17 protein-coding genes are annotated in these 14,873 nt (G+C 74.6%); 11 read left to right on the top strand and 6 right to left on the bottom strand.

Features of this window, described 5'->3' with window-relative positions; all coding sequences use genetic code 11:
• From DY240_RS19000 to DY240_RS18975, 6 genes are read left to right on the top strand one after another with little or no spacing between them, the layout of a single operon-like run.
• Positions 1-1,092 (top strand): substrate-binding domain-containing protein, encoded by a 1,092-nt coding sequence (locus tag DY240_RS19000; protein WP_119661429.1) that lies wholly within the window; start codon positions 1-3, stop codon positions 1,090-1,092.
• Entirely contained in the window at positions 1,080-2,111 is a 1,032-nt protein-coding gene (locus DY240_RS18995) for an ABC transporter permease (protein ID WP_199701778.1), read from the top strand. The genes DY240_RS19000 and DY240_RS18995 overlap by 13 nt, the downstream gene beginning before the upstream one ends.
• Positions 2,108-2,875 (top strand): ATP-binding cassette domain-containing protein, encoded by a 768-nt coding sequence (locus DY240_RS18990; protein ID WP_119661412.1) that lies wholly within the window; start codon positions 2,108-2,110, stop codon positions 2,873-2,875. The genes DY240_RS18995 and DY240_RS18990 overlap by 4 nt, the downstream gene beginning before the upstream one ends.
• Positions 2,876-2,908: 33 nt before the next feature.
• Positions 2,909-3,592 (top strand): hypothetical protein, encoded by a 684-nt coding sequence (locus tag DY240_RS18985; protein WP_147375401.1) that lies wholly within the window; start codon positions 2,909-2,911, stop codon positions 3,590-3,592.
• Positions 3,592-4,230, top strand: coding sequence for a hypothetical protein (locus DY240_RS18980; RefSeq protein WP_119661410.1), 639 nt, complete (start codon positions 3,592-3,594; stop codon positions 4,228-4,230). The genes DY240_RS18985 and DY240_RS18980 overlap by 1 nt, the downstream gene beginning before the upstream one ends.
• Entirely contained in the window at positions 4,227-4,841 is a 615-nt protein-coding gene (locus tag DY240_RS18975) for a hypothetical protein (RefSeq protein ID WP_147375400.1), read from the top strand. Before DY240_RS18980 ends, DY240_RS18975 begins: the two co-directional genes overlap by 4 nt.
• On the opposite strand, the gene DY240_RS18970 is transcribed toward DY240_RS18975, so the two are convergent.
• Positions 4,828-6,141, bottom strand: a complete 1,314-nt coding sequence (locus tag DY240_RS18970; RefSeq protein ID WP_119661408.1) for a hypothetical protein — start codon at positions 6,139-6,141, stop codon at positions 4,828-4,830. The two genes, DY240_RS18975 and DY240_RS18970, sit on opposite strands and share 14 nt — an antisense overlap.
• A 30-nt stretch (positions 6,142-6,171) precedes the next feature.
• Positions 6,172-6,903, bottom strand: a complete 732-nt coding sequence (locus DY240_RS18965) for an endonuclease/exonuclease/phosphatase family protein (RefSeq protein WP_119661407.1) — start codon at positions 6,901-6,903, stop codon at positions 6,172-6,174.
• A gap of 40 nt (positions 6,904-6,943) precedes the next feature.
• Here DY240_RS18965 and DY240_RS18960 point away from each other — a divergent pair, with 40 nt between their 5' ends.
• Positions 6,944-7,933: a hypothetical protein gene (locus DY240_RS18960; RefSeq protein ID WP_119661406.1), complete on the top strand. Its 990-nt coding sequence runs from the start codon at positions 6,944-6,946 to the stop codon at positions 7,931-7,933.
• Between the two features lie 145 nt (positions 7,934-8,078).
• On the opposite strand, the gene DY240_RS18955 is transcribed toward DY240_RS18960, so the two are convergent.
• Complete coding sequence (locus DY240_RS18955; RefSeq protein WP_119661405.1) at positions 8,079-8,276, bottom strand: hypothetical protein; 198 nt, start codon at positions 8,274-8,276, stop codon at positions 8,079-8,081.
• Positions 8,273-8,821 (bottom strand): alpha/beta fold hydrolase, encoded by a 549-nt coding sequence (locus tag DY240_RS18950; protein ID WP_147375399.1) that lies wholly within the window; start codon positions 8,819-8,821, stop codon positions 8,273-8,275. The genes DY240_RS18955 and DY240_RS18950 overlap by 4 nt, the downstream gene beginning before the upstream one ends.
• Before the next feature lie 66 nt (positions 8,822-8,887).
• Between DY240_RS18950 and DY240_RS18945 the strand changes: the two genes are divergently transcribed.
• Positions 8,888-9,508, top strand: coding sequence for a TetR/AcrR family transcriptional regulator (locus DY240_RS18945; protein WP_119661403.1), 621 nt, complete (start codon positions 8,888-8,890; stop codon positions 9,506-9,508).
• Positions 9,509-9,571: 63 nt separating this feature from the next.
• Positions 9,572-9,784 (top strand): hypothetical protein, encoded by a 213-nt coding sequence (locus DY240_RS18940; RefSeq protein WP_147375398.1) that lies wholly within the window; start codon positions 9,572-9,574, stop codon positions 9,782-9,784.
• Between the two features lie 128 nt (positions 9,785-9,912).
• On the opposite strand, the gene DY240_RS18935 is transcribed toward DY240_RS18940, so the two are convergent.
• Positions 9,913-12,504, bottom strand: coding sequence for an alpha-L-rhamnosidase (locus DY240_RS18935; protein ID WP_119661401.1), 2,592 nt, complete (start codon positions 12,502-12,504; stop codon positions 9,913-9,915).
• A 99-nt stretch (positions 12,505-12,603) separates the two neighbouring features.
• Here DY240_RS18935 and DY240_RS18930 point away from each other — a divergent pair, with 99 nt between their 5' ends.
• Positions 12,604-13,464, top strand: coding sequence for an NAD-dependent epimerase/dehydratase family protein (locus DY240_RS18930; protein ID WP_119661400.1), 861 nt, complete (start codon positions 12,604-12,606; stop codon positions 13,462-13,464).
• On the opposite strand, the gene DY240_RS18925 is transcribed toward DY240_RS18930, so the two are convergent.
• The gene (locus tag DY240_RS18925; RefSeq protein ID WP_199701777.1) at positions 13,449-14,333 is read right to left on the bottom strand and encodes an SMP-30/gluconolactonase/LRE family protein; all 885 of its coding nucleotides are present in this window, start codon (positions 14,331-14,333) and stop codon (positions 13,449-13,451) included. The two genes, DY240_RS18930 and DY240_RS18925, sit on opposite strands and share 16 nt — an antisense overlap.
• A gap of 20 nt (positions 14,334-14,353) precedes the next feature.
• Between DY240_RS18925 and DY240_RS18920 the strand changes: the two genes are divergently transcribed.
• Positions 14,354-14,873: LacI family DNA-binding transcriptional regulator (locus tag DY240_RS18920; RefSeq protein WP_147375397.1), on the top strand; the 520-nt coding region annotated here is incomplete at its 3' end.

Below are 14,873 nucleotides of genomic sequence, written 5' to 3'. Positions count from 1 at the left end.
ATGACTCTCTCCCGCTCCGGACGGCGCCGGCTCGCCGCGCCTGTCGTGCTCGCGGCGGCCACGCTGCTCACCGCGACCGCGTGCGGCGGCTCCGACGACTCGGCGTCCACGGCCGGCGAGGGCGACACCGTCGCCGTCACGCTCATCACCAAGGACTCGATCAACCCGTTCTTCGTCGCCATGCAGGAGGGCGCGAAGGAGGTCGCCGAGGAGGAGAACGTCGACCTCACGATCGCAGCGGGCGCGGAGGACGGCGACGAGGAGGGCCAGATCCAGGCCATCGAGAACGCCATCGCCGCGGGCGAGCAGGGCATCCTCATCGTGCCCAACGGTCCCGGCGTCAACGCGGCGATCGAGCGGGCCCGCGACGCCGGCCTCTACGTCATCGCGCTGGACACCCCGCCCGACCCGGCGGACATCGTCGACATCACCTTCGCCACCGACAACTTCGAGGCCGGCGAGCTGATCGGTCAGTGGGCGGCAGCGCAGCTGGGCGGACAGCCGGCCACCATCGCGCTGCTCGACCTGTTCAACGACAAGATCGTCTCCGTCGACTACAACCGCGACCAGGGCTTCCTGTCCGGCATGGGCATCGACGTCGCCGACCCGAAGCGCAACGGCGACGAGGCGCCCACCGGCTCGTACTCCGGCGGCACTTACGAGATCGTCTGCAACGAGCCGACAGGCGGCGCCGAGGACGGCGGGCGCACGGCCATGGAGAACTGCCTGACCCGCAACCCGGACATCAACGTGGTCTACACCATCAACGAGCCGTCGGCCGCCGGGGCGTACGCCGCGCTGGAGGCCGCCGGCGTCGCCGACGACGTGCTGATCGTCTCCGTCGACGGCGGCTGCGACGGCGTCCAGGCGGTGAAGGACGGTCGCATCGGCGCGACGTCGCAGCAGTACCCGCTGCTCATGGCCTCGGAGGGCGTCAAGGCCATCGCCGACATCGCCCGCGGCGGCGAGCCGCCGGAGCCCAGCGACGGCCTCGACTTCTTCAACACCGGGGTCGCGCTGGTGACGGACACGCCGGCCGACGGCCTCGAGAGCATCGACACCACCGAGGGCGCGGACAAGTGCTGGGGCTGACCACCGAACCGGGCAGCGCGGCGGCGGAGCTGGAGCGCCGCCGCCGCTCCCCCGCCCAGCGCGCCCAGCACCTGCTGCACACCCACCCGGCGCTCAGCCCGGCGATCATCCTGCTGCTGACGTGCATCGCGTTCACGCTGCTCAACGACCGGTTCGCCGCGCCGGCCGCGTTGTCGCTGCTGATCCAGCAGACGGCGATCGTGGCGGCACTGGCGATCGGGCAGACGCTGATCATCCTGACCGCGGGCATCGACCTGTCCGTCGGCGCGATCGCGGTGCTCTCGTCCATGCTGGCCGCCATGCTCGCCGCCGAGCACGGCGTGCCGGCGCCGCTGGCGCTGGTCGTCGGCGTCGCGACCGGTCTCGCGGCCGGCAGCCTCAACGGGCTGCTGGTGACGCGGGTCGGGCTCCCGCCGTTCATCGTCACGCTCGGCACGCTGAGCGTGTTCACCGCCGTCGTGCTGATCTACACCGGCGGGCAGAGCGTGCCGGGCGCCGACCTCCCCGACGCGCTCACCTGGACCGGGACGACGTTCCCGCTGGGCGACTTCCGGCTGACGTACGGCGTGGTCATCGTCGCGCTGATGTACCTCGTGGTCGGCTGGGCGCTGAGCCAGACCGCCTGGGGCCGGCACGTGTACGCCGTCGGCGACGACTCCGACGCCGCTCGGCTGGCCGGCATCCGGGTCAGCCGGGTGCTGTTCAGCGTGTATGCCGTCGCCGGGCTGATCTACGGGCTGGCCGCATGGGTGCTGATCGGGCGGGCCGGCGCGGCCAGCCCGAACGCCATCGCCGACGCCAACCTCGAGTCGATCACCGCGGTCGTCATCGGCGGGACCAGCCTGTTCGGCGGCCGCGGCGGCATTCTGGGGACGCTGCTCGGCGCGCTCATCGTCCAGTCGTTCGCCGTCGGGCTGTCGCTGGCCGGCGTCGACGACCAGTACCGCCTGCTCGCCGTCGGCATCCTCGTCATCGCCGCGGTGTCGGTGGACCAGTGGATCCGGAGGGTGCGGGCATGACGACGACGCGGACCCCGGTGCTCGCCGCGCGCGGGCTGGTGAAGACGTTCGGCCGGGTCGTCGGCCTCGACGGCGTCGACGTCGACGTGTACGCCGGCGAGGTGCTGGCCGTCATCGGCGACAACGGCGCCGGCAAGTCGACGCTGATCAAGTGCCTCACCGGCGCGCTGGTCCCGGACGCGGGGACGATCACGTGCGACGGCCGGGAGGTGTCGTTCCGGCGCCCGCAGGACGCCCGCGACGCCGGCATCGAGACCGTCTACCAGACGCTGGCCGTCGCGCCGGCCCTCGACGTCGCCAGCAACCTCTACCTCGGCCGCGAGGAGCGCCGTCCGGGCGTGCTCGGGTCGGTGTTCCGCATGCTCGACAAGCAGGGCATGCGCCGGCGCGCCGAGGAGGCCGTCCGCGACCTCGGCATCAGCACCATCCAGAACATCACCCAGCCGGTCGAGTCGCTGTCCGGCGGGCAGCGGCAGGCCGTCGCGGTCGCGCGGGCGGCGGCGTTCGGCAGCCGCATCGTGGTGCTAGACGAGCCGACCGCCGCGCTGGGCGTCAAGGAGTCGAACCAGGTGCTCGCGCTGGTCGAGCGGCTGCGCGAGAACGGCCTCGGCGTAGTGCTGATCAGCCACAACATGCCGCACGTCTGGCAGGTGGCCGACCGCATCCACGTCCAGCGCCTCGGCCGCTCGGCCGGCGTCATCACGCCGCAGTCGCACACCATGGCCGAGGGGGTGGCGATCATGACCGGCGCCGCGGCCGCCTGAACGAGGGCCGCCGGGGCCCTACACTCTGGTCCCGTGATGGCGGAGTCGGGGGGTCGGCTGCGGCGACTGGGCCTCGGGGCCTCGCGCCAGCACCTGCCGCTGGCGGGGAGCGCGGCCGGCGCGGTGGTGCTGGCCGTGCTGGTCGCGGGCGGCTTCGACCCGCTCGAGAAGCCGGCGGCCGACGTCGCGCCCCTGGTCGTCGGTGAGGCCGTCGACCTCGGCCCGTTCACCGTCACCGTCGAGCGGATGCGAGTGGTCGACGAGCTGCCCGGCGTCTCCGAGGGCGACGACGACACCCGGGTGCTGGCGCTGGTCGCGACGGTGACGGCGACCGGAACGACCACGGAGTACGGCGCCATGCTCTCCGAGAGCGTCGCGCTGGACGGCGTGCCCGGCGTGCCCGCCGAGGTGCTGCCGGGCGACACCGCCGATCCCGACGAGCCGGTGCCCGCCGGCGACGTGTACGTCATGGCCGACGGCACCCGCCTCGACGCGGTGCAGCCGGGCCTGGAGTACGAGGTCGCGATGGTGTGGGAGCAGGACGCGCGGGCCGCCGTCCCGTCGGAGGCGCGGCTGGTGCTGGTCGGGCGGACGCTGCGGCAGAGCTCGATCGACCGCTCCCAGGAGTGGCTCGACCCGCTGCCCGTCGTCGCCGGCGACATCGACGTGACGGCGCCGTCGGCCGAGCCGTCCGAGCCCGCCGAGGAGGACTCCTGATGGGCGGCCGGCGCGTGGCCCGCCCGCCGGCGCGGCGCCTGAACGGGCTGCCGCGGCAGGCGGCGTTCGCCGTCCTGCTGGTTGCGGCGCTGGCGACCGGGCGCGCCGTCGAGGGCCTGATGCCGGTCGACGACGAGACGTCCGCGCCGTTCGAGCGGACCGGCGGCGTCGGTGACCGGGTCGAGACGCGCTGGGGCGACGTCGAGGTGACCTCCGTCGCCGGCTCCACCCGCATCTCCGACCCGTACGGCACCGTCCACGTCACCGGCGGCGTGTACGTCGTCGTCGACTGGACGTACACCGCGGCCGGTGAACCCCAGGTCCCGGCGTACGTCGCGCTGCGCGACACCGAGGGCCGGGTGTTCCGCACCAGCGTCGAGCGCAACCCGTACAGCTCCGGCGGCGCCGCCCAGCCGGGCATCCCCCGGCAGGTGGCGGCGGCCATCGAGGTGCCCGCCGACGCCGTCGCCGGTGCCCGGCTGGTCGTCACGCTGGAGACCAACCCCGAGGACCACCGCCGCGACGACATCGCCGTCATCGACCTGGGGCTCACCCAGGACGACGCCGACGCGTGGGCGGCGTCGGAGGAGACGGTCGAGGTCGCCGAGCCCGCCGACGGACCGGAGGCGGCGTCGTGAGGCGGCCCGGCTGGTGGCGGCGCAACCGCTGGGGGCTAGTCGCGCTCCCGGTGACGCTGGCCGCGGCGCTGGCCGCCAGCTCGTACCGCGTCGAGGACTACTGGTGGCTGGAGAAGCCGCGCGACCTCGTCCACGCCGAGCGGGGCGAGTGGGCGACGTTCTCCGCGAGCCAGTACGACCGCACCGGCGACGTGCCCTTCACCGTGCGGGTCCGGCTGGACGGCGTGCGCCCGGCCGAGGCGCCGTTCGGCGAGGACGAGCCGCTGGAGCCGCCGGACGGCGTGCAGGCCGTCGCCGTCGACCTCACGCTCGCCGCACCGCCGGACGTGCCGCTGTCCGGCTGCCAGCTGGTCGTCCGCGACGCCGCCGGCACCGAGTACGCCTACCAGTCGGCGTCGCCGTCGATCAGCCAGGCGACCTCGCCCTGCGTGCCGCCGGACGCGCGCGGGCCGGAGCTCGACCTGTTCGAGGGCATCGACCCCGACACCGGGCCGCGCCGCCCCGACGAGTGGAGCGTCAGCCCGGTCGTGCTGCTCCCCGACGGCGTCGAGGTCGCCGAGGTGCTGCTCAGCTGGGGTCCGCCGGAGGGCCTGGTGATCAGCGCAGACTGACGGTCTGCCGGTCGCCGCGGGCGAGGACGCGGTCGATGGCCGCGCCCAGCAGGCACACCACCACGACGGTGCCGATGACGTGCGACACCATGCTGGTGTGCGGGACGAACGCCAGGTAGGCGCCCAGCGGCAGCGGACCGAGCAGGTCGCGCCAGAGCAGCTCGACGGCGTACTCCAGCCGCTGCGCGACGACGAACGCGAGCGCGAACAGCAGCATCGGCGCCAGTCCGGCGACGGCGAGCCGGCGCAGCCCGCGCGCCAGCGCGCCGAAGCGGTCGCCGAGGCCGCCGGTGAGCTCGTTGCCGACCTGCCGGGCCGGCGCGTGCATGCGGCGGACCAGCCCGCCGCGCGGCCGCCGGTGCGAGGCCTGGCGACGCCGCTCGGGCTCGCGCAGCTGCTGGCCGTAGACGACGGCGCCCACCGTGAGCCACGCGACCGGGATGACCAGCAGCGCGTCGGCGTCGGCGAGCAGGCCGAACAGCCAGCGGCTCGCGCCGTCGACGGCGTCGCCGACCGGGCCGAAGAACGCCAGCAGCGACTGCCACCCGTCGGCGACGGCCCGCGTGACCGCCCGCTCCTGCAGCCACGCGATGGCGGCCTCCTGGTGGCTGGCGAGCATGCGGGCGAGGGTGACCAGCCAGAGCACCTCGACGTACGCCGCGACCCAGGGGATCCATCGCATCGGCCGCCGCCGGGCCAGGACGCCGAGCCCGTAACGCAGCACGATCGCGATCGCGACCAGCGCCATCGCCAGCCAGCCGGTCGCCAGCGCCGTCCGGTCCTGGTCGACCTCGCCGGTGCCCAGCAGCAGGTCGGGGTTGTTGAGCAGCTCGTCGGTGACCGCGGTGTTCACGAACCGGAACACGTCCTCGGACAGGTAGCCGTAGGAGGCGTAGATGGCGAGGAACGGGATCATCACGCTGCCGAGGACGGTGACGACGCTCGCGTGCTGGTGCGTCGCCGGGTCCTCCCCCGTCGCCGCGGCCTGGTCGGCCGAGGCCTGCAGGGACGGCAGCGAATGCCGCAGCGCGTAGAGCGCCGCGATCAGCGCCGACACCGCCGCCAGCGGGCCCAGGACCAGCACCAGCACGCCCAGCGTGCCGCTGAGGTCGCTCAGCTCGACCGCCGCCCACAGCGCGGCGTACCGGCCGGCCTCGCCGGCGAACAGGATCGCCAGCAGCACCGGCCAGTGCCGGCCCAGCAGCCGTCCCGCCCGCCCCACCACGGCGAACAGGTCGGCCACGGCGGAGCGCAGGCTCGCGCCCAGCCCGGGCCGGGCCTGGACCTGGGTCAAGGTCATCGCAGGTCATCCTGGGTGAGAGCGGACGCCTCAGGATAATCGCTGCGCGCGGTCGGGGAGGTCGACCGTGCCGAGCAGTGGCAGGTGGTCGGAGCCGGCGCGGCCGAGCAGCTCGGCACGGACCGTCAGTGAGGGCGACGCGACCAGGTAGTCGATCGGCTCGGCGGGCGCGGAGGCCGGGTACGAGGGCTGCGGCGTCCCGGGCCGGACCCGCACCGAGCCGTCCTCCGGCACCCACGACGTCGCCGGCGTGTTGAAGTCGCCGCAGACCAGCCACGGCGCGTCGAGGCCGCGGGCAAGCGTCAGCAGGCGGTCCAGCGCGGCGGCCCGGGCCGTTGCCGAGCGGCGGGGCAGGTGGGTGCTGCCGACCCAGAGGCCGGTCCCGCCGAGGTCGAGCCGCACCAGCAGCACCGTCCGCGCCTCCGACGACTCCGAGCCGTCGTACAGGCGCGGCGGCCAGCGCAGCTGCCACTGCTGCACGGCCTGGATCGGGGCCTTGACCAGCAGTGCGTTGCCGTAGCCGCCGCGCGGGCCGGCGTCGTCGCCGTAGTGGACGGTGGGCGGGAAGACGCAGGCGAACCCCAGCCGGCCGGCCAGCTCGCCGAGGGCCGACGGGCCACCCCACGGCTCGTCGACCTCGACCAGCGAGACGATCTGCGGATCGGTCTGCTCGATCAGCGCGGCCACGGCGCCGTGGTTCGGGGCGCCGGCATCGTCGCGCCACGAGTGGATGTTCCAGTGCAGGATCCGGGTGTCCGGCATGGCTCGCCACGCTAACCCAGCCGCGCCGTAGAGTGGCGGCGTGACGCCCGACGGCCGCCTGATCCGCGTCGACGAGCTGCGCGAATGGGACGGTCCGGGCGAGCTGGTGGTGTTCCTCGGGGTGAGGACGGCGGGCTCCCGCAGCCACGAGACGTTCTCCGGCTGGGCGGCCGCGCTGGGCCGGCCGGACTGGACGCTGCGCGGGCTCGACCTGCCGCTGAACGCGCCGGACGCGGCGTACGCCGAGCTCGTCGCCGCCGTCGCCGCGAACCCCCGGGTCGCCGGAGCGGTCGTCACCAGCCACAAGCTGCGGCTGCACCGGGCCGGCGCGACGCTGTTCCGCCGCACCGACGTCCTCGCCGGCCTCACACGGGAGGTGAACACGCTGGCGCGCGCCACGGACGGCGTCGACGCGCACGCGCGCGACCCGCTCGCGCTCACCGCCGTCCTCCGCGGGTTCGACGGTGCCGGCCATGCCGACGTCGTCGTCTACGGGGCTGGCGGGGCGGGGACGGCGCTGCTCCTGGCCCTGACCCTGGACGTCGGGGCGACCCTCGCCTCGGGCTCCCTCGTCCGGGCGGCCGGCCGCGGCCCGCGGAGCATCACCGTCCTCGACACCGACGAGGACGCGGTGGCCGCGCTGCGGGCGACGGCGCGGCGGTGCGGTGTGCTGGACGGCCGGCTCCGGTTGCTCGCCGCGGGCGACCCGGCCGCGCCGTTCCCGCTGCCGGACGGCGCGCTCGTCGTCAACGCGACCGGGCTGGGCAAGGACCGGCCCGGCTCGCCGCTCCCGCCGGGCACCGTCCTGCCTCCTGGGGCGACCGCGTGGGACGTCAACTACCGCGGCGACCTCACGTTCCTCGCCGACGCCCGCGCGCAAGGCGCCACGGCCGTCGACGGATGGGACTACTTCGTCGCCGGGTGGGGTGCGGCGCTGACGGCGATCGCCGGCGTGCCGTTCACCGACGACATGCTGGCCGGCCTGGCCGCCGCGGCCGCCGCCCACCGGCCGGGCACGCTGCCGTCCTGACCGCTGGAGCTCTGCCGTCCGATCGGACCGCAGACCTCCAGCGCGTCGCACACCTCCCTGGCTACACCGTGGCCAGGGCGAACGGCGGCACGCAGCGCGTCAGGGCTGCGCGGCGAGGAGGCCGAACGCCTGGCGCGCGGCGGCGTCAGCGGAACCAGCCGGTGAGCTGTGCCGCGAGCTCGGCGTCGTCGACGCCGTGCCAGTCGCCGGGGACCTCGCGGTGCTCGCCGGCGGGCAGCCGCGACGTGACGTCGCGGGCGGCGCCGCGCAGGTAGTCGTCGCTGCCGCTGCTGTTGAGGACGAGCACCGGCGTGCGCACCGCGGCGAGCAGCTCGGCCGTCATCGTCGAGGTGAGGTCGGCGCCAGCGCCTCCAGGCCGGGCCAGGCCGGGTGGGAGCGCAGCTGCTGGATCCACTCGTCCGGGACGCCGACGGCGCGGTTGAAGAACTCGACGGCGGCGCCGCGCTCACCCCGGCCGATCAGGTCCCGCAGCCGATCGGTGAACTCCTCGTCGGCCGGCTGCCCCACGACGAACGGCGGCTCGAGCAGCGCCGCCCTCCGGATCGGCAGCCCGGCGGCGAGCGCCCGCAACGTCACGGCGGCGCCGGAGCTGAACCCGTAGACGTCCGCCTCACCACCGGCCAGCTCGATCACCGCGGCGAGGTCCTCGACCTCCCGCTCGGGCGCGTACGGCGAGGTGTCGCCGCTGTCGCCCCGCCCACGCCGGTCGTACGTGTGGACGGCGAACCGCTCGGCCAGCAGCGGGACCACGCCGGCCATCGGCCGCAGCCCGTGGAACGCGCCCGCGGGGTCGACCATCACCAGCGCCGGGCCCTCGCCCGAGCGACTGACGGCGATCGGTGTGCCGTCGGCGGATCGAGCCCGCATGTCGACCACTCCCTCAGATACTGAACTGTTCAGTACTCACTCGACGGATACTGTACTGTTCAGTTCATGGATCGGGCAAGGGGCCGTGGCGCACCGAAGGAGCCGCTCATCCTCGACGCCGCGCGGACGGTGTTCCTGCGCCGGGGCTTCGGGGCCGCCGGCGTCGACGAGATCGCCGCGATCGCCGCCATCTCCAAGGTGACGCTGTACAAGTACTTCCCCGGCAAAGAGGCTCTGTTCGAGGCCGTGATCCGGCGCGACATCGAGGCCGCCGAGCGGCTCTCCGACGACCACCTCGACACCCTCGCCGCCACCACGGACCTCCCCCGCGACCTGCGGGCGTTCGCGCGCGAGTTCGTCACCACCGTCACCGCGCCGGACCTGCTGCGGATGCGCCGGCTGGTCGCGGCCGAGGCGGAGCGCTTCCCCGACCTCGCCCGCACCTGGGACGAGCGCGGCCGGCAGCGCGGCCTCGCCACGCTGCGCCGGCTCTTCGGCCACCTCGCCGGGCGCGGGCTGCTGGGCGGCGACATGGACGTCGCGGCCGAGCAGTTCCTCTGGTTGCTGCTGGCGGCGCCGTTCAACGAGTCGCTGTTCCGCCCCGCGGCGACGCCCGCGCCGCGCGACCTCGACGCCCACGCCGACGCCGCCGTCGCGACGTTCCTCGCCGCGTTCGGGCGGAAGTAGGCGTTTTCTCCCGGATGTGACGAATCGGCTGGCCAGTCAGGGCCTCTGTCACATACGGTCGAGGTGACGCTGCCCGATGACGAGAGGACGACGATGTCCGACCGCCACGCTCTGGCGCCGCTGCGCCGCTGGCTCATCGAGTCCGGTACGCCGGCCAAGCTCGCCGTCCTGCTGCTCGTGGCCGTTCTGATGATCGCCACCTCGGTCCTGCTGCTCACCAGCACGACCGACGGTGGCGACTCCGGCCTGATCGAGATCGAGACCCCGGCCGGCTGACCGGCCGCGCCGCCCGGGCTGCTTGCGGCGGCCCCGAGCCGCCCGCGGACGACGACCCCGCCGCGACGGATCGCGCGCGCGTACCGGCCGAGGTGCCGGCGGAGGAGATCGAGACCGACCGCTGACGCCTACGCCAGCGCGGACCGGTGCTCGTGCCGGCCCGGCGCGAGCTCGACGCTGACACCGTCGGGCAACTCGAGCACGCCCGTGGTGCCCACCGGCAGCTCCGTCGCCACGACGAGGCCACCGCCCACGACGCGCCACTCGATGGCGACGTCGCCGTACGGTGAGCGGTGCCGGGCCCGGGCGAACGTCAGCCCGCGGCCCGGCCGCGGCCGGAACCGCACGCGGCGGTACCCGGGCTCGGCCGGCGCCAGCCCCGCCACCACGCGGTGCAGCCAGTCGGCCACCGCGCCGAGCGCGTAGTGGTTGAACGACGTCATCGTGCCCGGGTTGACGGTGCCGTCGGGCAGCAGGCTGTCCCAGCGCTCCCAGATCGTCGTCGCGCCCTGGGTGACCGGGTACAGCCAGGACGGGCACTCGCGCTGCAGCAACAGGTCGTAGGCGGTGTCCAGCTCGCCGGCGTCCGTCAGCGCATCGCTGACCAGCGGCGTCCCGACGAACCCCGTTGCGATGCGGTTGTCCTCGGCGCGGACCAGCTCGCCGAGCCGCCGACCGGCCGCGGCCCGCAGCTTCTCCGGGATCAGGCCGAACCGCAGCCCCAGCGCGTACGCCGTCTGCGCGTCACTGGTCATCCGCCCGTCCGGCAGCACGTACGCCGCGGCGAACGCGTCGCGGACGGCGTCGGCGAGGGCCGTGTAGCGCGAGCGCTCCTCCTCGCGGCCGAGCACCTCCGCGAGCCAGGCCACCCGGCGGGCCGACGCGGCGAAGTACGCCGTCGCGACCAGGTAGCGGTCGGTGCGCGCGTCGGCCGGGTCCTGCGGCGGCGCGGCCGGGTCGAGCCAGTCGCCGAGCTGGAAGCCCTCGTCCCACAGGTGACCGGGGCCGGCCAGCCGGTCGACGAGGTCGACCCAGCGGCGGGCGCTCTCGAACTGGTCGGCGACGACGCCGGCGTCGCCGTAGCGTTCGTACAGCGTCCAGGGCAGGAACGTCGCGACGTCGCCCCATGCCGCACCCGGGCGGATCGGCGTCCACGTCTTGCGGGCCGGGATGACCGGGACGTACCACGGCACCGTCCCGTCGGGCAGCTGCTCGCGCTCGACGTCGCGCAGCCAGCCGGCCAACATGCCGGACACGTCGTACAGGAAGCTCGCCGTCGGCCCGAACACCTGGATGTCGCCGGTCCAGCCGACCCGCTCGTCACGCTGCGGGCAGTCGGTCGGGATGTCGACCACGTTGCCGCGCATGCTCCACACGACGTTGTCGTGGAGCCGGTTCACCAGCGGGTCGGAGCACTCGAACCAGCCGGTGCGCTCGAGGTCGGTGTGGTAGACGCGGGCGACGACGTCTCCGGCGGCGACGGCGGCGTCGAGGTCGCCGGGCCAGCCGCCGACCTCGGCATACCGGAAGCCGTGGAAGGTGAACCGGGGCTCCCACTCCTCGCCGTCCGGGCGGCCGGCCAGCGTGTACGTGTCCGTGGACCGCGCGTCGCGCAGCGGCCGGGTGTACAGCTCGCCGCCTTGGAGCACCTCGGCGGTGCGCAGCGTGACGGTGCTCCCAGCGGGCCCCGTGACGCGGATGCGGACACGGCCGACGAGGTTCTGGCCGAAGTCGAGGACGCGTTTCCCGCTGGGCGTGGTGAGCACCGCGACGGGGCGGACCTCCTCGGTGCAGCGGACCGGCGGGCCGGTGGGCGCGCGCAGCGTGGCGGGGTCGCGCTCGCGGACGGCGACCGGCGTCCAGCCCCCGTCGTCGAAGCCAGGCTCGGACCAGCCGGCGTGCTCCAGACGAGCGTCGTAGTCCTCACCGTCGTAGTTGCCGGTGCGCAGGATCGGGCTGGGCGCCGCCCGCCAGGCGCCGTCCGTCGCGACCGTCTCGACCCGGCCGCCGGCGTAGGTCAGCTCCAGCTGCGCGAGGAACGACAGGTCGCTGCCGTAGAGGTTGCGGAAGCCGCCGTTCCAGCCGAGCCGGCCGCGGTACCAGCCGTCGCCGAGCCAGGCCCCGATGACGTTCGGCCCCGGCCGGACCAGGCCGGTGACGTCGTAGGTGTAGTAGCGCAGGTGCTTCGGGTAGACGGTCCAGCCGGGCGACAGCGCGTCGTCGCCCACCCGCCGCCCGTTGAGCTCCGCCTCGTACAGCCCGTGCGCCGTCGCGTACAGCCGTGCCGCGACGAGATCGTCGCCGGCGGTGAACGCGCGGCGCACCAGCGACGGGCGCCGGTCGTCGGACTCGGGGTCCTCGTCCCACGCGCCGCCCACCGGGACCGCCGACCAGTCGCCCGGCTCCAGCAGCCCGGCCTCGAGCGCCGTCGGCTCGCTCCAGTCCGTCGTCGAGCCGTCGTCGCCGTGCAGCCGGACCCGGACCGTCACCCGCTCGCGCGACCGCAGCGGCTCGCCCGGCCAGGGCACCAGCACCTGGTCGGCCGAGTCGACGGCGACGACCTCGGGCGCGCCGCCGCCCCGCGTCAGCTCGACCTCGTAGCCGGACTGCCGCCACGGCCGGTCGGCCGTCACCGTCCAGGACAGCCGCGGCCGGCGTTCCCCGATGCCCAGTGGGCGGCGATGGTGCTCGACGCGTGGCGCGGACGGCGTGACGGTCATCGGCGCACTCCCTCGGCGGAATGATTCGTTTCAAGACGGCACACTAGCGCAAGCGACGTGGTCATTGACACGATTCAAGGCAGCCGCGACGATGGGTCCATGCGGATCGCGGTCACCGGCAGCTCGGGCCGGCTCGGGACGGCCACCGTCGAACGGCTGCGGGCCGGCGGGCACGACGTCGTCGGGTTCGACCGCACAGGGCCGGCCGGGCCGGGGTTCACCCGGGTCGACCTCGGCGACTACGGGCAGACGCTCGACGCGCTGCTCGGCGTGACGGCACGGCACGACGGCGTCGACGCGCTCGTGCACCTGGCGGCGATCCCGGTGAACGGGCTGGTGCCCGACGTCACGACGTTCCACGTCAACCTGACCGCGTCGTTCAACACGGTGTTCGCTGCGCTACGAGCCGGGGTGCGCACGGTCGTCATCGCGTCGAGCATAACCGCGATGGGCTTCCCGTTCGCCGAACCGCCGCCCTACCTCCCGCTCGACGAGGGCTACACGGCCGCCGACAACACCTACGGCCTGGTCAAGGTGCTCGAGGAGACGATGGCGGGCCAGCTGGTGCGGTGGGACCGCGAGCTGTCGGTCACGGCGCTGCGGTTCACCAACATCGTCACGCCGGACGACTACGGCACGTTCGCCCGCGCCGGCGACCCCGGTTACCGGCGCGACCTGCTCGGCTCGTACGTCGACGTGCGCGACGCGGCCGCCGCGGTCGAGCTCGCGCTGGCCGCGGCCCGCCCCGGCGCGTCGGTCTACGCCATCGCGGCGGCCGACACCGGGCTGACCATCCCGTCGGCCGCGCTGGCGCGGCGCTGGTTCCCCGACGTCCCGCTGCGCCGCGAGCTGGGCGAGTTCGAGACGCTGATCTCGATCGACCGCGCCCGCTCGGTGCTCGGGTACGCGCCCGTGCACGACTGGCGCACCGAGTACGCCGCGGCTCAGGCGGTGCGGTGATGCGTCGCCGACCGAGTCGTGGTGCGGATCCGGTACAGGCTGGTGGTCGCGGTCACGAACAGCTCGGTGCCGTCGTCGCCGCCGAAGCAGACGTTCGACACCGTCTCCGGCACCGGCACGGCCGCCACCCGCTCACCGTCCGGCGTGAACACCTGCACGGAGTCACCGCTGGACGCCCACACCCGGCCCTCCTCGTCGACGCGGATGCCGTCGGCCGCGCCCGGACGCACCGTCGCGAACACCCGGCCGTTCCCGCACCGGCCGTCCACCACGTCGTACGCGCGGATCGACCGCGCCCCGGGGACGGCCCGCAGGTAGCCGGTGTCGGCGACGTACAGCACGGACTCGTCCGGCGAGAAGGCCAGCCCGTTCGGGTGCACCATGTCGGTGACGACGGCGGTCAGCTCGCCGGTCGCCTCGTCGTAGCGGAACACGTGGCAGCCGCCGTACTCCTGCTCCCCCGGGTGGCCCTCGCGGCCGCTCGGGTCGATGCCGTACGGCGGGTCGGTGAACCAGATCGAGCCGTCGCCCGCCACGACGACGTCGTTGGGCGAGTTGAATCGTCGTCCCCCGACGGCCTCGACGATCGGGGTGACGACGCCGTCGGCGTCGCGCTCCACCCGGCGCCGTCCGTGCGAGCACTGGACGACGTGGCCCTCGAGGTCGAGCGTGCGGCCGTTGGTGTACTCGACGCCGGTGCCGTAGACCGTCGTCTCGCCGGTCGCGGCGTCCCACTCGAGGATGCGGTCGTTCGGGATGTCGCTCCAGCGCACCCGGCGGGTGCGGGGCAGCCACACGGGACCCTCGGCCCACACGGTCCCGGTGTACAGCCGCTCCAGCGTGGCGCCGTCGGCCAGGGGGCTCGTCACGCGCAAAGGATGCCAGAGCCGTGACGACACCGGCGCGGAAGGTGGGCATCCGCGAGGTCGCCGCGCTGGCCGGGGTGTCCAGCGGCACCGTCTCGCACTATCTCAACCACCCGGACCGGGTGTCGGCGGAGAAGGCGGCGCGGATCGAGCGCGCCGTCGAGACGCTGGGCTTCGTGCCGAACAGCTCGGCGCGGCAGCTGCGGCTGGGCCGCAGCGACGCGATCGCCTTCCTGGCGCCGGACGTCAGCAACCCGTACTTCTCCACCATCGCCGAGGGCGTCGAACGGCGTGCCAGCGAGGCCGGGCTGACGGTGTTCATCGCCAACAGCCACGCCGACCGCGACCGCGAGGACGCCTATCTGCGGATGTTCGGGCAGCACCGGGTCCGCGGCCTGCTGGTCGCCTCGTTCGAGCCGATCGAGGAGCGGCTGGCCGGGCTCCGCGCGCGCGGCACGCCGTCGGTGCTGCTGCGGCGGCCGGGGCGCGGCTCCGCGCAGCCGTCGGTCGCCGTCGACGACGTGCTCGGCGGCCGGCTCGCGG

The organism is Jiangella rhizosphaerae (assembly GCF_003579925.1).
In the GTDB taxonomy this organism is placed as follows: Bacteria; Actinomycetota; Actinomycetes; order Jiangellales; family Jiangellaceae; genus Jiangella; species Jiangella rhizosphaerae.
This window is presented reverse-complemented; position numbering and strand designations above follow the sequence as displayed.